Source organism: Paraburkholderia ribeironis, from assembly GCF_900019265.1.
Classification (GTDB): domain Bacteria; phylum Pseudomonadota; class Gammaproteobacteria; order Burkholderiales; family Burkholderiaceae; genus Paraburkholderia; species Paraburkholderia ribeironis.
The window spans coordinates 1-18,995 of record NZ_CYGX02000094.1 but is presented as its reverse complement, the minus strand read 5'-3'; the positions used below and the strand labels follow the sequence as shown (position 1 = coordinate 18,995).

Below are 18,995 nucleotides of genomic sequence, written 5' to 3'. Positions count from 1 at the left end.
TTTCTGGGTCAACTTCAGTCGCCCCTCCCCACACATACTCAAAATCATGTGACTTCATGTTCGGATAGCGGCGCTGATAGCAGTCCGTCAGCTGAGTCAGCGTATCGGATGGGGACTGCTCCCGCTCATATGAATAGGCGCTGCGCACCATGAATCGCCCGTCCTGGACACGGCGTAATGTCGTGCCCAGGCGATTGGCAGGTATGACGCCCCACTCCTGGGTATTGCCGAGTTTCTTCAGTTCGGACTCCGGCAGCCTGGGGGTGACAGCAGCATAGGTGAAGATCGTTATCAGCCTGTCGCGCAATACTCCTAACGCTTTTGCGAATCCGTTGTTGGCCAATATGACGCGATCAGCTGTGTATTGCGCCTCGGAGGTGGTAATCCGAAACGGCGAAGACTCGCTTAGCTCTATGACCGGTTCGTTCTCGACCAGAACGACGTTTGCGGGCTGACTGTCTGCCAGCCCCCGGATCAATGCGGCTGGCTGGACGAAGACGTTATTAGGCGAGTGAAACCCATAGCGGTAGTACTGGGTGCCGAGTTTTTCCTGGAGCGCATCGCGATCGAACTCTTCGAAACTCACGCCCCATTCGCGGTATTGCGCCAACGACGAACGGAGATTCTGAACGCCCGCATCGCTCGCTGCAGCATGGAACTTTCCGACCGGATTCCAGCTACAGTCAATCCGATTTTCTCGAACAAGCTGCTCGAGCCAACGCAAACCAGCGTCATACAAGCGAATCTGTTTGCGAGCGACTTCCAGCGGGCTGGTGTGCCCGCCCAATTTGGTGTTGTGTGGCAGATTGATGACGAAACCGGAATTACGCCCGGATGAGCCTTCGCCGATAGTCGAGGCTTCGAGCACCAGCACCGGTTGGTCAGGCTGCATCTCTGCAATGCGGCGTGCCGCAGCAAGCCCCGTATATCCACCGCCGATCACAACTGTGCCGAACCGTCGAATGCTCGTGCGAGAACTCTTCGGACGCTCGGCCAACATCGCGTTCCAGCCCGAACCAAATCGATAGGTCGGGTATTTCCCCGCGGCTACGTCGGAAGTAGAGAGACCTAGTTGGGTATGCATGGAATCACCGCTACGATCGAAACATCATTGCGCTCGCGCCTCGAGCGCCTGCGAGCGAACAGCGGACCGCGTCAAAACCCGCGCCTCTTCGTACAATGAAGAGGAAGCCGGCTTCCTCGATGGTTTAGCCTGTTCTCATCATGCCGAGGAAGCTGTCACATCCGCCTAATATCAGCGATCCAAATGATGAACTTAAGTGCGGTTTGATTTGCTGGAGGGACACCACAGGCCGAAGGAAAACGCAATGGTCACCTGTGCCGAACTACCGCACACCGTCTGCCTCAGGGTGTCACGATCGTTGAAGTAGCCGCGTGATATTGAAGTATGCGATCCACGGCAACACCAAAACGTGGATCGCTATCGTCATTCCTCGCGTTCGGCATATCGGCTGGCTTCCGCAAGCAGCCAGAGTGCGAACGCCTGCAATTGCGGCGAATTTTGCTTGGACTCCGGATAGACCAGGTAGTATCCCTTGTCGCTCCGTAGAGACGTGCTGGACGGTAGCACAAGCTCTCCCGTAGCCACCTCGTGAGACACGAAGAAGCGAGGAACAAGCGCAATACCCAGTCCGGCGCGCGCTGCTTCAACAAGCATCGAGAAGAGTTCGTACCGCTGCCCTCGCATGCAGTCGACGTCATCATCGATACCGGCCTGCGCGAGCCAATGCCGCCATGCATCCGGTCTTGCTGACTGGTGAAGCAACGTGAACTTCGTGACGTCCCGAGGTTCGAGCGAGGTTTTTCCCTGCAATAGCCGCGGACTGCAAACAGGCGTCATCTCCTCACCGAAGAGATATTTCGTTATCGACCCGGGCCATACAGGGTCGCCGAAGTGAATGGCTGCGTCAAACGGTGTATCTGTAAACAGGAATGGTTCTGCCCGTGTCGTCAGATTGATCGTAACGTGTTCGTGTTCCGCGTAGAACTGTGGAAGCCGCGGAATCAGCCAGCGCGTGGCGAACGTAGGAATGACGGCAAGTTCGAGAATCCCGCCGGCGTTGCGATGAGCCATTGCCGCCAGGGTATCCCGCTCTATCCGATCGAGATCCTCACGGACCTGTCGCGCATAAGTCTGACCTATTTCGGTCAGGCTGAGCCTCTTCTTGACACGGTTAAAAAGCGCTACACCCAGATAATCCTCCAGGCTCGCGACCTGACGACCGACCGCGCTTTGCGTCAAAGCCAGCTCGTCCGCGCTGCGGGTGAAACTCAGATGGCGCGCTGCCGCCTCAAAAGCGATCAGTGCTTCGATACTCGGAATTCTTCGCCTCACGTTCATTCCTCAAACGCACAAGGTTGCGAGTTTATATCGTTTGCTGCTCGCTGACCATGAAGTGACAATGGTTTCCATGACACACGGGGAGTGCTTGACCCTTCCACCTTGACTCCCCCGATACTGTGGAACTCCCGGGGTCACCAAATGAGTGACGCCGCGCGGTAACGCTCGCTTCCTGGAGACAACGCATCTTGCCAGCCGTGTTACTCGCCTGATCATTTCGCATTCCTATTTATACAACGCCGTATCTTATAAAGGACGCTCCATGACTTCCGATTCGCTTCCTGCAAAGTTCAAGCCTTATACCCGCCAAACGATCAGCCAGGCACCACAATGGCATCTACTCCAGGAAGAACTTCGTGAAGCCGTACAGGTTGTCTCGCGGGTAATGCCGTTCCGAACCAATCAGTACGTGATGGACGAACTGATCGACTGGAGCAATGTTCCCGACGATCCGATCTATCGCCTGACGTTTCCGCATCAGGACATGCTTTCTCCATCCGACTACTCGAACCTGAGAGACCTCGTACTGGTAAAGAAGGATGAGGCTGCAATCGAAGCTGCGGTGCGCGGTATCCGGCTGGCGATGAATCCCCATCCCGCCGGTCAATTGACGCACAACGTGCCTTTCATGAACGGCGAGCCAGTGCGTGGTCTTCAGCACAAGTACAGGGAGACGGTCCTCTTCTTTCCCAGCGCCGGGCAGACATGTCACGCATACTGCACTTTCTGTTTCCGCTGGCCACAGTTCGTCGGAATGGACGATCTGAAATTTGACGCGCGTGAATCAAGCGAACTGGTCGCCTACCTCAAACTGCACCCCGAGGTCACTGACGTGCTGATCACCGGTGGTGACCCGCTTATCATGAACACTCGTTCTCTCGCGGGTTACATCGAGCCGCTGCTCGTCCCCGAGCTCGCGCACATCCAGAATATCCGTATCGGCACCAAGTCCGTTGGCTATTGGCCTCAACGTTTCGTGACCGACAAGGATTCGGATGATCTGCTACGTCTGTTCGAGAAGGTCGTGGCCGCCGGAAAAAATCTTGCCCTCATGGGCCACTACAACCATCCGGCTGAACTTCGAACCGCTATCGCGCAGCGGGCTGTGAAGCGCATCGTATCTACCGGCGCGACCCTGCGCATGCAGGCCCCATTGATCCGCCACATCAACGAAGATCCCAAGGGCTGGGTAGAGCTTTGGACGACTGGCGTACGGCTGGGCGCGATTCCGTACTACATGTTTGTCGAAAGAGACACGGGTCCCAGCCACTATTTCCAGTTGCCACTCGCCCGAGCATACGAGATCTTCCAGTCCGCCTATAGTTCAGTATCAGGTCTGGCTCGCACAGTCCGAGGACCTTCGATGAGCGCATTTCCCGGCAAGGTCGTGATAGACGGTATCGTTGATATCGCTGGCGAAAAGGTGTTCGCGCTGCAGTTCCTGCAAGCGCGCAAGCCCGAGTGGGTCCGTCGTCCCTTCTATGCGAAGTTCGACCCCAACGCGACCTGGCTCCACGATCTCGTTCCTGCGTTCGGGGAACAGAAGTTCTTCTTCGAAACCGAAGCGGATGCACCACACAAGTCCCTACAGCTTGTCACGCGACACACGGGCCGATATGTGCCGGGCGCGACATCAAAAACGCCGCAGCCTCTCGCGATCGAAGCGTAACTGACAAGGCGGCCCGCCTCGCGGGCCATAGCCCGATTTCCTGGTACCCCGGGGAGGACAAATGGCGTACGTTGTAACCGAAAGCTGCATCCAGTGCCGATATACGGACTGTGTCGAGGTTTGTCCCACCGACTGCTTTCGCGAAGGTCCGAACTTTCTGGTCATCGACCCCGACGAATGCATCGACTGCGGGGTCTGCGCCCCAGAGTGCCCGGTTGATGCAATCTTCTCGGCCGAGGAGATTGTGGGAACCGAGCAGCAGGTTTTCGTCGAACTCAATGCGTCGCTCGCGAAAGAATGGCCAGCGATCACAACCCGGCACTCCCCTCTACCCAGCGCGGAAGAATGGAAGGACGTGCAATCCAAACTATCGCATCTCGCCCGTGACCCGGTGGCTGGTTGACTATCCGTGACCAGACCGTCCTCGGACGGCTGGTACCGAAGAAAGTCTGCTTTTCCGAAGGTTGATGGACAAACCGCAGCGACGAATGGCGATCACGAAGAAAGATGACGACTTCGGTGCCTTACCACACGCGTTTGTGGCTCACCTTGTTTCTGCAGTGCCTGCGCCGCCTTTGGATATCGAAATACTGGCGAAGACGCAGGCCGCCACTATGCAAACGCATCTAATTCAATTCGCCCTGCAGAACCAGTAACTCCCGTTCCGATGCCTGCATCGCAAATCTGGCAGCCTCCTGATAAGCAGCGTCGGCGTAGCACGCCTTAGCCTGCTCGTAGGATGGAAACTCGACAACGACCACTCGGGTGGTCGTTTGTGCCTCTTTCAGCACGGCATGCCTATCAAGCACTCTGACCTTCGCATCGTACTTTTCGGCGATAGGCGCCCATAACTCACCATACTTTTTTTGGGCGTCCTGATCTTTGAGATCTCCGCCCAAGATTAGCCAATAGCCTTTCATCGTTTTTCCTCCAGTAGACGTCTGCCTATGTCCGCCAGTGACCAGATCCAGGCACTGGTCCGTCCAATTCCCGGACACTCTGGACAAGGCAGCTCGGCGAACACACATGATAGTCATCGTTCAGAGCATGCTCAATAGCATTAGGGATCAGTGCGTGGAACTGCCGGTCCGCTGCGCGCCGCCGCCAAGGCTCCAGACGTCTCCGCAATCGCCCTCCGCCGTTGGACGTCGCGGGTCTGCAAATGTCCGCGCGTGCCTCGGATAACCTGAAGTAATGCGAACGCGAAAATAAAGCGCGTTGACGATGCTCTTTCCCGATCCAATACTCAGCGCAAAGCACTGGCCCTTGGATGAGCAACATAAGACAGCGCCCGGCTTCGCAGTCCGCCCGCCTCCACCAGGGTGATTACCAACGCCTGCAGCGCTGAGAGACGGCGCACAGGCAACCTGAACTGGCAATATGAATTCTCCTGACCGACACTTCGAACCGGCAACTCAGACGGCAGACCGGCTCGTCTACGCTAGTACCTGGGAAACCGCCGGCAGGGTCTGGCCGAGCAACGAGCGACAGCTCCTCACATGTTGCCGGGTGACGGATGAAACGCATGACGTCAAGACATTCGAGTTCCGGACGGGTGACGGTCTGCCGGTCCGCTTCGAGCCTGGGCAGTTCCTGACCATTTCTGCCGTCGTTGGCGAGCAGTCGGTGGAGCGCTGCTACACGATATCGTCGCCACCGACGCGGCCATTTCTTGTTTCCATCACTGTGAAGCGTGTGCCGGGCGGCGTCATGTCGAACTGGCTGCACGACAACATGGTGGTCGGCAAGACATTGGACGCGTACGGTCCTTCTGGTTCATTCACGCCAACCGATTGGCACGCCCCCAAGTACCTTTACCTGTCCGCAGGCTCCGGTGTCACGCCGCTCATGTCCATGACGCGCTCGAGCGTCGATCTGGGGCAGGACCGGGACATCGTTTTCGTCCATAGCGCGCGTACTCCGGCGGACATCGTGTTTCGTGATGAGCTTCACCGGCTGGCTCGACAGTCGCCGAATCTGCGACGCTTCTTCGTGTGCGAAGGCGTAGGCGACGAGCCCGACTGGTCGGGCGGGACGGGTCGCCTCAGCCTTGAGTTGCTGAGCAAATGGGTTCCCGACTACCTGGAGCGCGAAGTCTTTACATGCGGACCCGCTGGATATATGAGCGCTGTGCGAGCGCTGCTACGTGAAGGCGGCCACAATCCTGAGCGCTACCATCAGGAGAGCTTCGATATCACGGAAGGCGTCGCACCAGCGCCGGTTATCGCAGATGCACCGGCCAATGCGCCGCAAACCTCCTTTACCGTCAAGCTGTCCCGGACGTCACGCTCCTTCACGATGAGCGGCTCAGAAACCGTGTTGTCCGCCGCAAAGAAGGCCGGCATCAAGATCGCATCCTCATGCAGTCAGGGCGTGTGCGGCACATGCAAGACAAAAGTGCTGGAAGGCGCCGTTGACATGCACCACAACGGCGGCATCCGGGACCGGGAGGTCCAGAAGGGCTTCCGTCTGCTTTGTTGCAGCAAACCAACTTCGGATCTCGTACTGGATCTGTAGCAGGCGAGCGGCTGGCCACCAGCAGCTCGCACCGAAAACCCCAATGCAGTAACCATCTTGCATGGGACCAGAGTAGGCGCTAAAGCGCCAACTCTGGTCGACACAGGAGACATCATGTCAGCAAATCGCGGCGTTGTTTATATTGGTCCAGGGAAAGTCGAAGTGCAGAACATCGCATACCCCGATCTGGTCGATCCCACGGGGAAAAAGGCAAACCACGGTGTGATCCTTCGCGTTGTCGCCACCAACATCTGCGGCTCCGACCAGCACATGGTGCGCGGTAGAACGACCGCGCCCGCAGGACTCGTGCTAGGCCACGAGATTACCGGCGAAGTGATCGAAGCAGGGTCGGACGTGCTGACGCTGAAGAAAGGCGATCTGGTGTCCGTGCCGTTCAACGTCGCGTGCGGCAGATGCCCGATGTGCAAGGCGCAGAACACGGGCGTGTGCCTGAACGTCAATCCGGCGCGCGCAGGCGGGGCCTACGGCTATGTCGACATGGGCGGTTGGATCGGCGGTCAGGCAGAGTTCGTCATGGTGCCGTATGCCGACTTCAACCTGCTGAAGTTTCCCGACCGCGATCGGGCGATGTCAAAGATTCGCGACCTGACCTGTCTCTCCGATATCCTTCCTACTGGCTATCACGGCGCCGTGACTGCCGGAGTCGCGCCGGGTGCTACTGTCTATGTTGCAGGCGCGGGTCCGGTTGGTCTGGCCGCCGCCGCTTCCGCGCGACTGCTGGGTGCCGCCGTGACGATTATCGGCGACGTGAACCCGAAGCGGCTCGAGCACGCTCGACGCGTTGGATTCGAAACAGTCGATCTCTCGCAGGATGTCTCCCTGTCCGACCAGATCGCCAACCTGCTCGGCGAACCGGAGGTCGATTGCGCCATTGACTGTGTCGGCTTTGAGGCGCGCGGGCACGGTCATTCCGGATCACAGGCCGAAGCGCCGGCGACGGTGCTCAACTCACTGATGGAAGTCACTCGCGCGGCCGGAAAGATCGGTATCCCCGGTCTGTATGTCACCGATGATCCCGGCGCGGTAGACGCCGCGGCCAAACACGGGAGCCTGTCGGTTCGACTCGGTCTTGGCTGGGCCAAATCGCACTCGTTTTTCACCGGTCAGACGCCCGTCATGAAGTACAACCGCAACCTCATGCAGGCTATTCTCTGGGACCGGCTGAACATTGCCGATGTGGTGAACGTCACTGTGATCAATCTCGACGATGCGCCGAACGGCTATGCCGAGTTCGATTCGGGTGTGCCCAGGAAGTTTGTGATCGACCCTCACGGCGTGCTGAAAGCAGCGGCGTGACGCAGTGGTTCACGCAAAAAGCGTGAACCATAGTTGCTGATCGAAGGTGGGGTTGCCTGGGTCGACCCGCCTCTCTCCCATCGTCCAATTCTTTGTCGGCGTCTGTCGCGCGCCGAAAAACCCACAAGCGAATAGCCCGAGGAAGATCAGGCACGCAAACCAGTCTGCCAAGAAAGCCTGGTTTGCGCGCTCCCTGTTTCCGTCGAAAAACTCTGGCTCGAAGTTGGACCACGAAAGCCCATCAAAAGCTAGAGCCACGAACGCTCAAAAGGAAACGTGGACAGTGGCACGCATCCGGATTCCGTGAGCAACACCTGCTGCTCGAGCTTGACACCTTCGCGGCCGTCTTCGTCCCCGATGTAGCTCTCAATGCAAAGTGCCATTCCGACCTGGAACAGCCCGTCGTAGCCGCCACCCTCCCAGTCGGAATAGTGCGCGATCGACGGATACTCATCCACCAGGCCTATGCCATGAGCGACGCAGCTGTAGCGGTTACGGGCGTATCTGGCTGGGATTTTCCAGCTCCGTTGGGAGAACTCCCTGAAACTCATGCCGGCGCGCACAAGGTCCAGGTTGAAGTGCAGTTGCTCGTGGGCCGTCGCGTAGAGCCGTCGTTGTTCGTCCGATGGCTTCACATGGCCGACGGTCCATGTTCTCGATATGTCTGCACAGTAGCCGTAAGGCCCCACGAGGTCCGTATCGAATGCCAACAGTTCGCCTGCTTCGAGGACCTTGGAACTGCACTCCTGCATCCACGGATTTGTTCGTTCACCCGACGAAAGCAGCCGGGTTTCTATCCATTCGCCGCCATACCTGATGTTCTCGAAGTGAAGATGCGCCCACAATTCCTGCTCGGTAATGCCCGGCACCAGTGCATCGTGCATGCGCGCGATACCGCGTTCGCAAACATCGATGGCGCGCTGCATAACGGCGATCTCTTCCGGCGACTTCACGCACCGCGCCTGCTCAATGAGAGCCTGGCCGTCGACAATTCGAACACCTAGTTTTTGCAGCGCATAGACGCCTTCCGGGTCCAGCCTGTCTGCTGCCACGCACAGTTCCGTCCCTTCGCGACGCAGCAGGTCGACGATTTCATCGGCCCATTGCGCGGCTCGCCGCGCTGATTCGGGACCAGCGTTGAAGTAATTCCAGCATGTCGCGCCACGAATCTCCGAAACACAATCGATGCCTCGCCAAACATGCTCGCAGTTGTGAAACTCAAAGGCCACGACCGGGCCGTCGGCAAACACAAGAATGTAGCGCGTAGGATTCCGACCGGTCCAGATTTGCATGTTGGAGGAGTCCGTTGCGTATCTGATGTTTACCGGGTCGTACAGAAGGATCGCCGGACAGCCCTGAAGTCTGAGCTGCTCGCGTACGCGATTCAGCCGATAACTGCGCACGATGTCCAGCTGTTCATCCGGGTCGCCGGGACGCCAGGCGAAGGGCTCCGTTGACGCGCGAATGGTTCTGACCGTTGACATGCCTTCTCCGTGAATGCCGCGCCACACGCAAGCTTTGTCGAGTCAGCTTCGTTGGCACGTCGGTGGGTTAATTCTGTTGTCCGATCTCACAACTCGATCCGCCCGGATGCGTCAGGCAATGTGAGGCAATCAGTATTGGAATGCCGAAAAACGCCGTCAATGGGCTTTATTTTTCTGGTCGCATTACTTCAAGTTATTGCAGTGTTGCCGTACCGTCGAGGTCACGCCGTGCCACGATCCACTTGATCAGATCGAAGACGGATCCTCGTTCAGCCATTGGATCAGTCCGGTGATGGATGATGTTATCGATCTGCCATGCGGTACCACCATGTAGTATCCGTCCATCATCTTGCACGTAGCCGTCTCCAGCCTCACCAACTCGCCTGATACGAGCAGATCGTGCACGAGCCGACCCCAGCCGAGCGCAATGCCCTGGCCGTACCTTGCCGCCTGCACTGCGTCTGTGTAGATGCTGCACCGGAGCGCATAGTTGAGCTTTGCTGGACGGTGTCCGACGGACGTGAACCACTCCTCCCATCCCATCCATCCCTCCGACGTAGAGTCGGATTCGATCAATGGAAGTTGTGCCAGGTCTTCAAGGGACTGAGGCACCGCATTTTCCCGCAGCCAGCGCGCCGAACATACGGGGAAAACCTCTTCGTCGAACAGCAAGGTTGATGAGCCGTCTCGCCACGTACCATCACCGAACCTGACGGCTACATCCACTTCGTTGTGCCGTAAATCTGCGGTGAACATTTGCGTCGTCAGCCGGAGCTTCAGCTGTGGCTGCAGCTTCTTCAGACTTGCCAGCCGCGGCAGGAGACGAAGCTGCGAGAAGGCGGCCGTGGACGCAAGGACCAGCTCCTGTTGTTCGATCCCGGTAGACAGGCGGTCGAATACGCCCGCGATCTTCTGCATCGACTCGGCGACGACGAGGTAGAGCGATTCTCCTTCGACAGTAAGCGATATTGATCGATGCAATCGGTGGAAGAGCTTGACGTCGAGCGTCTCTTCAAGAAACCTGACCTGCCGGCTCACTGCGGCCTGACTCACACCGAGTTCCGCAGCCGCATTCGTGAAGCTTGAGAGACGCGCAACCGCCTCGAATTCGACAAGCGCAGTCATCGACGGAATGATCCGTCGGTATCCCTTGGGGCCTCTTGTAATTTTCATCTCTGAGAGTCTCTACTTAAGTGATGAAGCGACATCCTCGGAAGGGGCGGTCCGAGATCGCCTGCGACCTTAGCAGTCAGCCCCCTCGCGCCATCCTGCCCATCGCGTACGTTGCGCAGTATGCCAGGTGTTTTCCCGCAGAAGAATACACAATCGCCGCAGGGTCTTCGAAGCATGAACGCCGTTCTGGCACATCGCGCTCCTACGGGAATACGACTACTCCCGCGCCGGTGAAGCCGCCACCGATCACAGGCGCCCCTACCCTCGCGAGCCGCAAAGTTTCGCATAACATAGAGTAATACCAGCGGGACTATAAAGGCCGTTGACGCTCCAGATTTGCACTTCAATACTGGCATTGCGGCTATACGCCATCGCCCGTTGAAACACAATGTGACTGGAGCAAAAACGTGTCTGTCATCCCCATCAAAACCCACCGTGAACTGGTCGACAGCCGGGTGCCCGGCTGCGGACTCCCCGGAGAAGTTTTCAGCCGTCAGGATGTCTTCGAAAACGATCTGGACGTCTTCTTCAACAAGCTCTGGATTCTTGTCGGCGTCACGGCCGACGTGCCCGAACCCGGTGACGTGTCGACCGTCGAGGTCGGCAAAGCTTCGATCATGATCGTTCGCGACGACGACGAGAATATCCGCACTTACCGGAACGTCTGCCGCCATCGCGGCTCGCGCATCATGAAGGAGCCCGGCAAGGCGAGCGTGGGCATGCTGGTCTGTCCTTACCACCAGTGGACCTACGACCTCGATGGCAGCCTGAAGCACACCTCGCACATGGGCAAGGATTTCGACCCGAAATGCCGGAGCCTGATCCCGGTTCACACGAAGGTAGTCGGCGCGCACATTTTCGTGTGTCTGTCTGACGATCCCCCGGCTGACATATCGAAGCTGGAAGAAGTCATGACGCCCCGCTTCGCTCCGCATCAGATGCAACGCACAAAGATCGCTTTCGAGTCCGAGCTGATCGAAAACGGAAACTGGAAGCTCGTGGTGGAGAACAACCGCGAGTGCTACCACTGCGAAGCAACTCACCCCGAGTTGACGAATTCTTTCCTGCCGGAGGACTTCGGCTTCTGTCCGGATGGTCTCGGCGAGGAAGATCTGAAGTCTTACGATACCTACGTGGCGCGCAATGCGGCAAACAAGGCGAACTGGGAAAGCGAAGGCTATATCTGCTCGATCTTCGAGTCGCTCGACGAAAGCGTCCACACGAACTTCCGCACGCAGCGTCTCGTGATTGCAGGGAGCAACGAATCCCAGACACTGAGTACCAAGGTTGCGAGCACCAGGCTGCTGGGCGATCTGACCCGCCGGGACCTGGGAGACGTTCACATGTGGGGCCACAATTCGTGGACCCATATCATGAGTGACCATTCGATTGTCGCCTTCATTCTGCCGATCGCCCCTGACAAGACGCTCGTTCGCACCAAGTGGCTCGTTCACGAAGACGCCGTGGAGGGCGTCGACTACGATCTGAAGACGCTTACTGAAGTCTGGCTCGCAACCAACCAGCAGGATGCCGAGCTCGTTCAAAACACTCACAGCGGCACGCAGGATCCTGCTTATGTTCCGGGACCCTACTCGAAGTATACGGAGGCGGAACTCGACAAATTCTGCCGATGGTATGACGCGAAACTGAAGGAACAAAGCATCTAAGGCCTTCTGGCGTCAGGTCGAACGGCACCTGACGCCAGCCGATCGCCTGGTCGGAAACCACAGACCAGGCCGCGTCACGTACCTCTCACGCAGCTGGTTTTCCCGATCCAAACGAACGCACCTTGTTCATGACGTCGTCCGGGACGTCGATCTCACGCACCTTGATGTGGCTACCTGGAATGCGCACACCCGCTTGCGCCAGTCTCTCGATCTGCGCGGCGAGGCGAGCTTCGAAATCTTCCGCGAAGACGTCGGCCTTCAAGGCCACAAGGAAAAGCCCGATGCCTGGCGTCTCGCTTCCCTTTGCATAATGAGGCGCGTCCATTGACCAGTTGGCCCCGGTCATGCCTGCCGCAAGAATCTCCATCATCATCGCGATGTTGGCTCCCCGCGCGCCACCAAATGGCAACAACAGACCCTTGATAGCCGCTCTGGCGTCTGTGGTTGGCACGCCTTGTTCATCGACCGCCCAGCCCTCAGGAAGCGTCTCTCCGGCTTGCGCGGCCCTTCGCACACTGACGAACGCAGTGGCACTGGACGCCTGATCGATGACAAGAGGTCGATCGTTCGCCACTGGCGCAGCGAACGACACCGGATTGGTGCCGTAGACAGGTTTTCCGCATTCGAGCGTGGTCATCTGGGCCGTTGCATTGCAGGTTCCCAGCGCAACAAGACCCGATTCGGCAAGCCGGCGCGTGTAGTAGCCAAGCTCACCTACCGTGAAGCTGTTGGACACTGCGAGCGTGACGACGCCATACGTTTTCGCCCTGTCGACGATCTCACCGAATACGCGATCGAATGCCAGTTGTGCGATTCCGCCTCGCGCATCAACCCGCACGGCCGCGAGAGCCGCAAAGGTGACCTGTGGCTCCGCGTTCACGGCAATTCTGCCTTGGACAAAGCCATCCAGATAGTCTGGAAGGTGAGCAAAGCCAACCGCCTTGCTGCCGGCAAGCTCGGCCGATATCACCGCTTCCGTGAGCGAATGAGCGATAGCATCATTTGCTCCGACCGCCTTGATTGCCCCGAACGCGATGTGCCGCGCCGCCCCACTCTCGTATTTCATAGTTCCATCACCAGAATGCAAACAGTGGACGACCCGAGTCGCTGCATTGCACGCGCGTCGTCCACATGCTGCTGAAACCTTCCGATAGGCGGTCCGCTATAGCCCGCGACGCATCAGGCCCAGATGTCGCCCATCGTGAAGCCGTTCACAAAGGGATCGTCAGGGTCAAGCACGTAGGTGTTGTAGCCATAGATCCACGAACGACCGGAGATCGTCGGAACGACGGCATTGATGTCACCGATGCGCGTCTGCTCGATGAGGTTGCCCGTGAACACGGTTCCCAGCACGCCTTCGTGCCGGAAAGGCTGGTTCAGGTCCAGCTGCCCCTTTGCATGCAGCGTAGCCATCTTCGCGGATGTGCCGGTCCCGCAAGGACAGCGGTCGATAGCGCCCGTCCACGTTGCCGGGTTATCAAAGTCGATTGCCCCGCTTGCAACCGTGACCGCGTTCCTCCAGTCTGCGTTCGGATTTTCGGTCGGCCCCGACAGTTGCGCGACCGTGATGCCGTATCCTGGATAATGCGGATGCTCGACCGGCAACTGCTGCTGGGCCGCCTTGAGGATCAGCGCAGAAACTCTGGTGATCTCACGGCCGTGCTCGGCCTTGAGCTCGAGCCCCTTGAACTGGCGAACATCGGCAATGACGTAGAACATGCCGCCCCAACCCACATCCACCGTGACCTTGCCGAGGTGAGGCACCTCGATGACCTTCTCGATGTGGGCCGCAAATGCCGGCACGTTTCGGAACGTTACCGACGTGACCTTTCCGTTGCTGCACTCCGCCCTGATACCGATCAAGCCTGCCGGCGCTTCCAGCTGAAACTCCGTGACCGGCTCCTGCATCGGAATCATGCCGGTTTCCAGAAGCACCGTTGCGACCGAGATCGTATTGCCGCCGCTCATCACCGGATACTCGACCTGCTCCATGATGATGTAGCCCGCTGCGGCATCCGGATGTTTAGCGGGCACCACCAGATTGCAGCACAACGGCGGATAGCCGCGCGGCTCGCGCAGCATCAGCATGCGGATCTGGTCGTCGTTTTCTTCGAGCCACTTCATCTGCTCATAGACGGTATTGCCCGGAATATGGGGAACACCACCTGTAATCACGCGCATCGGCTCACCGGAGTGAGTTTCGACTGCGTGAAAAGTGCGTTTGAAAGTCATGATCTTCCCGTTTCGTACGTTCTGCGCCAAAAATGATCGTTCGCGACGTCGCGCGAAGTGACAACGAAAGCAGCGGGAGCGCGCCGCTGCTTGTTACTCCTGCCGGATATCCGCCCCAGCCCGCTCCTGGTTATATCCGGGCACCGCAGCGGACGTCGACTGCGGGTTGTCGTCCGTACACCGCATCAGACTCGCTGTCGGCTTTTGCAATAGCTTCCAGTAGTTTGCGCAGCGCATCTGATCCAGCTCTGTGGACTCGGGTGTTTCCGCCTGCGCCAACAGGTGCTCGTCCGTTTCAGTTTGCAGCAGCATGATTCTGACCTTTCGAACTATAGTTACGGTAAGGGTGCGCAATGGACGATGGGCCCTGATCAGATACCTGGTGCGCGCGAGCCATCGACCGGACCAGACACGACAGGCAGTCCTGTACCCCATCTATCCATGGAATCAACATACTCCGATCAAATGGCCGACCCGTTAGGTTTGGCCCGCGTTGTACTGATCATAAGCGCCGTTTAGGTAAAGGGCACAGTGCAGGCTGCGGATCATCCTCCGACTTGCCACACTACGTCTCCAGATATTCAGTCGCCTTCAATGAAGAGGTATTTTGATGACTACCCGCCCCGAAGTCCTGACCGAATTTATTCGTGTCGCTCGACAGCACTTTGCATCGGATCGCCTCCCCGCCGAGGGCCGCAAGATCGCGAAAGAGGTATTCGCGAGACTGGACGACTCGTCGGATGATGGACAGAGAGCGGGTACACGCTATCCGGCCTGCGAATGGTTAGACGCATCGCTCGTTGCACTCTCTGGAGATGTTCGCTTCCGTGACATTGCAATGGCGCTCAAGGCGGTTGCGCCACTGATCGGGTGGCGTAGAAGGACGTCTGGCGCCAACGGTAGTCCAGGCTACGTCGAACAACACGCGAACGGAATCATTTGCGGACCCGGCGGGGCCGAAAGCCGAAGTGATGTTCAGCTTGGCCTCACGATCATGCTTCCCAACACCCGGTATCCGGACCACAGCCACCCACCAGAGGAGGCATACGTGCTGCTGAGTCCCGGAGAGTTCCGCCAGGGCGATGGTGAATGGGTCGATCCGGGTCTTGGCGGCGGTATCTACAACACGCCAAACATAGTGCATGCGATGCGCTCGAGTGCATCACCTTTTCTTGCCTTGTGGTGCCTCCTTGTCTGAGCCGTCACACGCGGCAGCGGCATGACTACCCGTGCAACGACGCTGAGGAAGGGCGCTGACGGCAAAGAGCGGCGCAGATAGTTCTGCGCCGCTCGCCGCAACTGACAACAGGCGATGTGACCTCGATCGACAGCGCTACCAGCAAGAAAGTGGACCATCCCTCCGAGTCCCTCTGCCGTGGTAGCGCCTCACGTGGTGATCAGCTACTTGGCGCCGAGCCACACCGCGAACTTCTGGTTCAGGTCGTCTGAATGGTCCGCCCAGAATGCCACGTCGACGTCAACCGCAGTCTTCTGGTTGGCGGGGTTGGTCGGAAGGTACTGGACGACTCCAGGGGCAACCAGGGAGATCGACGATTTTCGCATCGGTCCCAATGCAGTGGCCGAACCGAGTTTCGCGAGCTGTTCCGTCGATGTCGAAAAGTGCAGGAAGTCCTGAGCAGCCTTCAGGTTCTTCGTGCCCTTTACAACCGCCAGACCCTCGATGTTCTTGACTTCGCCATCCCACACGAAACCGAACGGCTTCTTGTCCTGGGCGATCGCGGTCCAGATCCGGTTGCAGTAAGCGCTCGTCATCGAGACTTCACGGTCAGCCAGAAGCTGGGGCGGCTGAGCGCCCGCTTCCCACCAGACGATCGACGGTTTGATCGTGTCCAGTTTCTTGAATGCGCGGTCCACGCCTTGCGGAGTACCCAGCACCTTGTACACGTCAGCCGGCTTTACGCCGTCAGCGAGCAGTGCCCATTCGAGAGCAGCTTCGGGTGATTTGCGCAGGCCTCGCTTGCCGGGGAATTTCTTCAGATCGAAAAAATCCGCAACCGTCTTTGGCTCGCCGTTCTTGAAGGCTTCCTTGTTATACGTAATGACGGTCGACCACGCTACGTTGCCGACCATACAGTCCGTGATACCGCCGGGCTGGAAATCCGCCTTCGCAGGGGTTCCGTTTTTGCCAGCGGGCAGCGCGGCGACATTGACTTTCTCGAGCAGCCCTTCATCGCACGCCCGAATCGCATCGGCCATCTGGATGTCGACGACGTCCCAGGTAACGTTGTTGGTCTGAACCTGGCTGCGGATTTGCGCGATTCCCCCGTTGTAGACGTCAGTCTTCACGTTCGTACCAGCCTGCGCAGCAAACGGCTTCACCGCAGTCGCAATCTGGGCGTCCTGATATGAGCCGCCCCAGCTCGCAAATACGAGATCAGCCGCGCTGGCAGAGACACTCACAGCCGCTGCGGTGACCAGCAGCGCAACCTTCGCTGAATGGTTGAATTTCAGTTTCATGCTTACGTTCCTTCGTATCGACGTCCAGTGGCACGGTGAAGCCAATCGTCCCGGTTAAAAAAAGAACACTTCTCTGCGAACTGCCAACTTCAAACCATCACCCCGTAGTACCGCAAAGCAGGAAGAGCCAAAGACAAGCGTCGCAACGATCGGCATCGTCTGCCGCCGCCGTTTCTCTCATCATTCGATCAAGCCGGACTCATTCTGCAACTGGTTACTGATAAGGTGTACTACTTATTCAATCGTGTCCTGCAAGCTCTGACGCGACAGCGGAGTCGCATAAGCAACGCTTCTGTGCCCGAACTCAGAACGTCCCACATCAACTGTCGGATCGTGGTCCCTCGGCCGCGGAACAGCCAAGGATCAAGACCCTAATGGCCTTCCGAAAGTTGAACCATCGATCAGTTCTTACTTGCCAAAAAGCCAACTATTAGCTAGCCTTAAGCTGAACATACGTTCAATTTCATCTGCTTGGAGTTCACTATATACGCGATTTTTCGACGCCAAAAATAATTTTTCAACGTTATTTTCGACGTAATAGGTAGGTTTAGGCAAAAATTCGGGTATTCACCTACGTTTTCTCCGATCATCACATGAACATCTGTTCAGTTTATTTGGCATCTCGACAGGCTGATTATATGAACAATTGTTCAGTGAAAAGCCTGGGCAAACTTCACTTTGGTACCAGCCGCCAAGAGTCCATGACCGGTTTGGCGCATCAGGGCCGAATGCATGTTCAGGATAAACTGGCGAACCTACGCGGTTCGCCGGGATCGCGGTGCACAGAACAGACGAGGAAGCAATGCAAACAACGACGACGTCAGTCGCTGCGAAGGATGGCCGGAAGGAAGATCCCGGCCCCTACGAGGGGATGCGGCTAAGACTTATCGATGCGACGCTGGCAGTCGTCGGTGAGGTCGGTCTCGAGAATCTGACAATCCGACGGGTCAGCGAACATGCAGGCGTGTCAGTCGGCCTTGTTCACCATCACTTCGACAACAAGAAGAGCCTCGTCTACAAGACTTTCGAGCATCTCATTCGCAGGGTGCGCGAGCAGCTGACGAACGGCCGGCGGGGCATCGAAGATCCCGTCGAACGGATGAAGTTCACAGCAGACATGTGCTTCAGTGATGAGGTGATGAGCCCAGGCGCGGCCAACGTGTGGCCACACATGTGGAGCTCGTCCGCTCATGACGAGGAAGTACAGCGGCTTTGCGCGGCATTTTCGAAGCGCTTGCGATCCAACTTCATGTTCGATCTGCGGCAGGCGGGTTGCGATCACACGATGGCGCGAATCCACGCGATACAGGCCCTTGCGCTCGTTCACGGACTCTGGATCGAGCATCGAGTTGCCGCGACCGTGACGATCAGCGATGTAGTCGGCATCTTCCACGGCATGATCGACGACGCCACCAGACAGATCTGGAAGCTGAACATGTCGAGATCCGCGAGGTCAGTCCCGCTCAACTGAACCTTGTCCAGGGCCACAAGCCGCTCACATGCTGGGGTAGTTGGGTCCGCCCCCGCCTTCCGGCGTGACCCACACGATGTTCTGCGTCGGGTCCTTGATGTCGCAGGTCTTGCAATGCACGCAGTTCTGCGCGTTGATCTGCAGACGGTCTTCGTTTTCTTCCTTGATGAATTCATACACGCCGGCCGGACAGAAACGCGCTTCCGGGCCCGCGTAGGTTTGCAGGTTCACCTTGATCGGGACGCTTGCATCTTTCAGCGTCAGATGCGCCGGCTGATTCTCCTCATGATTCGTGTTCGAGATGAACACTGACGACAGCCGGTCGAACGTGAGTTTGCCGTCGGGCTTCGGATACTCGATCGGCTTGCACTGCGACGCCGGTCTGAGCATCTCGTGATCCCAGTGCTGGTGATGCAGCGTCCACGGCACGTTGCCGCCCAGCAGCTTCTGCTCGATGCCGACCATCAGCGTGCCCAGATACAGGCCCTTGCTCATCCACTGTTTGAAGTTGCGTGCGCGGTACAGCTCGGTGTGCAGCCACGAAGTCCTGAACGACTCGGGGTAAGCAGCGAGTTCATCATTGTGGCGGCCCGCCTGCACCGCATCGAACGCGGCTTCGGCGGCC

The 18,995-nt window shown here is 58.0% G+C and carries 17 protein-coding genes; 7 read left to right on the top strand and 10 right to left on the bottom strand.

Features of this window, described 5'->3' with window-relative positions; genetic code table 11:
- Both BN2475_RS29755 and gcvA read right to left on the bottom strand, forming a co-directional pair.
- Nucleotides 1-1,084, bottom strand: a 1,084-nt coding sequence (locus BN2475_RS29755) for an NAD(P)/FAD-dependent oxidoreductase (RefSeq protein WP_094782984.1), incomplete at its 3' end; no start/stop codon positions are given.
- A gap of 363 nt (nucleotides 1,085-1,447) precedes the next feature.
- Nucleotides 1,448-2,356, bottom strand: a complete 909-nt coding sequence (gene gcvA, locus BN2475_RS29750; RefSeq protein WP_094782983.1) for a transcriptional regulator GcvA — start codon at nucleotides 2,354-2,356, stop codon at nucleotides 1,448-1,450.
- 268 nt (nucleotides 2,357-2,624) lie between these two features.
- Between gcvA and BN2475_RS29745 the strand changes: the two genes are divergently transcribed.
- Together BN2475_RS29745 and fdxA are read left to right on the top strand one after the other, a co-directional pair.
- Nucleotides 2,625-4,031 (top strand): KamA family radical SAM protein, encoded by a 1,407-nt coding sequence (locus BN2475_RS29745; protein WP_094782979.1) that lies wholly within the window; start codon nucleotides 2,625-2,627, stop codon nucleotides 4,029-4,031.
- Nucleotides 4,032-4,092: 61 nt separating this feature from the next.
- Nucleotides 4,093-4,434: a ferredoxin FdxA gene (fdxA, locus tag BN2475_RS29740; RefSeq protein ID WP_094782978.1), complete on the top strand. Its 342-nt coding sequence runs from the start codon at nucleotides 4,093-4,095 to the stop codon at nucleotides 4,432-4,434.
- A gap of 223 nt (nucleotides 4,435-4,657) precedes the next feature.
- On the opposite strand, the gene BN2475_RS29735 is transcribed toward fdxA, so the two are convergent.
- The gene (locus BN2475_RS29735; protein ID WP_094782982.1) at nucleotides 4,658-4,951 is read right to left on the bottom strand and encodes a DUF1330 domain-containing protein; all 294 of its coding nucleotides are present in this window, start codon (nucleotides 4,949-4,951) and stop codon (nucleotides 4,658-4,660) included.
- Between the two features lie 460 nt (nucleotides 4,952-5,411).
- On the opposite strand from BN2475_RS29735, the gene BN2475_RS29730 reads away from it, so the two are divergent.
- A complete protein-coding gene (locus BN2475_RS29730; protein WP_094782977.1) occupies nucleotides 5,412-6,548 on the top strand; it encodes an FAD-binding oxidoreductase in 1,137 nt (378 codons plus the stop codon).
- 114 nt (nucleotides 6,549-6,662) lie between these two features.
- Nucleotides 6,663-7,865 carry a formaldehyde dehydrogenase, glutathione-independent gene (gene fdhA, locus BN2475_RS29725; protein WP_094782976.1) on the top strand — a complete coding sequence of 401 codons (1,203 nt, stop codon included), beginning with the start codon at nucleotides 6,663-6,665 and terminating at the stop codon, nucleotides 7,863-7,865.
- A gap of 248 nt (nucleotides 7,866-8,113) precedes the next feature.
- Here the strand turns inward: fdhA and BN2475_RS29715 are convergent, their stop codons facing one another.
- Together BN2475_RS29715 and BN2475_RS29710 are read right to left on the bottom strand one after the other, a co-directional pair.
- Nucleotides 8,114-9,349 (bottom strand): M24 family metallopeptidase, encoded by a 1,236-nt coding sequence (locus BN2475_RS29715; RefSeq protein ID WP_094782974.1) that lies wholly within the window; start codon nucleotides 9,347-9,349, stop codon nucleotides 8,114-8,116.
- Nucleotides 9,350-9,595: 246 nt separating this feature from the next.
- Nucleotides 9,596-10,474, bottom strand: coding sequence for a LysR substrate-binding domain-containing protein (locus tag BN2475_RS29710; protein WP_218023741.1), 879 nt, complete (start codon nucleotides 10,472-10,474; stop codon nucleotides 9,596-9,598).
- 455 nt (nucleotides 10,475-10,929) lie between these two features.
- Here BN2475_RS29710 and BN2475_RS29705 point away from each other — a divergent pair, with 455 nt between their 5' ends.
- Complete coding sequence (locus tag BN2475_RS29705; protein WP_094782973.1) at nucleotides 10,930-12,189, top strand: aromatic ring-hydroxylating oxygenase subunit alpha; 1,260 nt, start codon at nucleotides 10,930-10,932, stop codon at nucleotides 12,187-12,189.
- Nucleotides 12,190-12,274: 85 nt separating this feature from the next.
- Here the strand turns inward: BN2475_RS29705 and BN2475_RS29700 are convergent, their stop codons facing one another.
- The 3 genes from BN2475_RS29700 to BN2475_RS29690 form a co-directional block, all read right to left on the bottom strand.
- Nucleotides 12,275-13,255, bottom strand: coding sequence for an Ldh family oxidoreductase (locus BN2475_RS29700; RefSeq protein ID WP_094782972.1), 981 nt, complete (start codon nucleotides 13,253-13,255; stop codon nucleotides 12,275-12,277).
- A 113-nt stretch (nucleotides 13,256-13,368) separates the two neighbouring features.
- Nucleotides 13,369-14,421 (bottom strand): proline racemase family protein, encoded by a 1,053-nt coding sequence (locus BN2475_RS29695; protein ID WP_094782980.1) that lies wholly within the window; start codon nucleotides 14,419-14,421, stop codon nucleotides 13,369-13,371.
- A gap of 93 nt (nucleotides 14,422-14,514) precedes the next feature.
- Nucleotides 14,515-14,733, bottom strand: coding sequence for a hypothetical protein (locus tag BN2475_RS29690; RefSeq protein WP_094782971.1), 219 nt, complete (start codon nucleotides 14,731-14,733; stop codon nucleotides 14,515-14,517).
- 298 nt (nucleotides 14,734-15,031) lie between these two features.
- Here BN2475_RS29690 and BN2475_RS29685 point away from each other — a divergent pair, with 298 nt between their 5' ends.
- Entirely contained in the window at nucleotides 15,032-15,619 is a 588-nt protein-coding gene (locus tag BN2475_RS29685; RefSeq protein ID WP_094782970.1) for a dimethylsulfoniopropionate lyase, read from the top strand.
- A gap of 203 nt (nucleotides 15,620-15,822) precedes the next feature.
- Here BN2475_RS29685 and BN2475_RS29680 read toward each other — a convergent pair whose 3' ends face one another.
- On the bottom strand, nucleotides 15,823-16,899 hold the full coding sequence (locus BN2475_RS29680) for an ABC transporter substrate-binding protein (protein WP_094782969.1): 1,077 nt from the start codon (nucleotides 16,897-16,899) through the stop codon (nucleotides 15,823-15,825).
- Between the two features lie 802 nt (nucleotides 16,900-17,701).
- Between BN2475_RS29680 and betI the strand changes: the two genes are divergently transcribed.
- Nucleotides 17,702-18,370, top strand: a complete 669-nt coding sequence (betI, locus tag BN2475_RS29675; RefSeq protein WP_094782968.1) for a transcriptional regulator BetI — start codon at nucleotides 17,702-17,704, stop codon at nucleotides 18,368-18,370.
- A 24-nt stretch (nucleotides 18,371-18,394) separates the two neighbouring features.
- On the opposite strand, the gene BN2475_RS29670 is transcribed toward betI, so the two are convergent.
- The coding region (locus BN2475_RS29670) for a 4Fe-4S dicluster domain-containing protein (protein ID WP_174642080.1) at nucleotides 18,395-18,995 on the bottom strand (601 nt) is incomplete at its 5' end.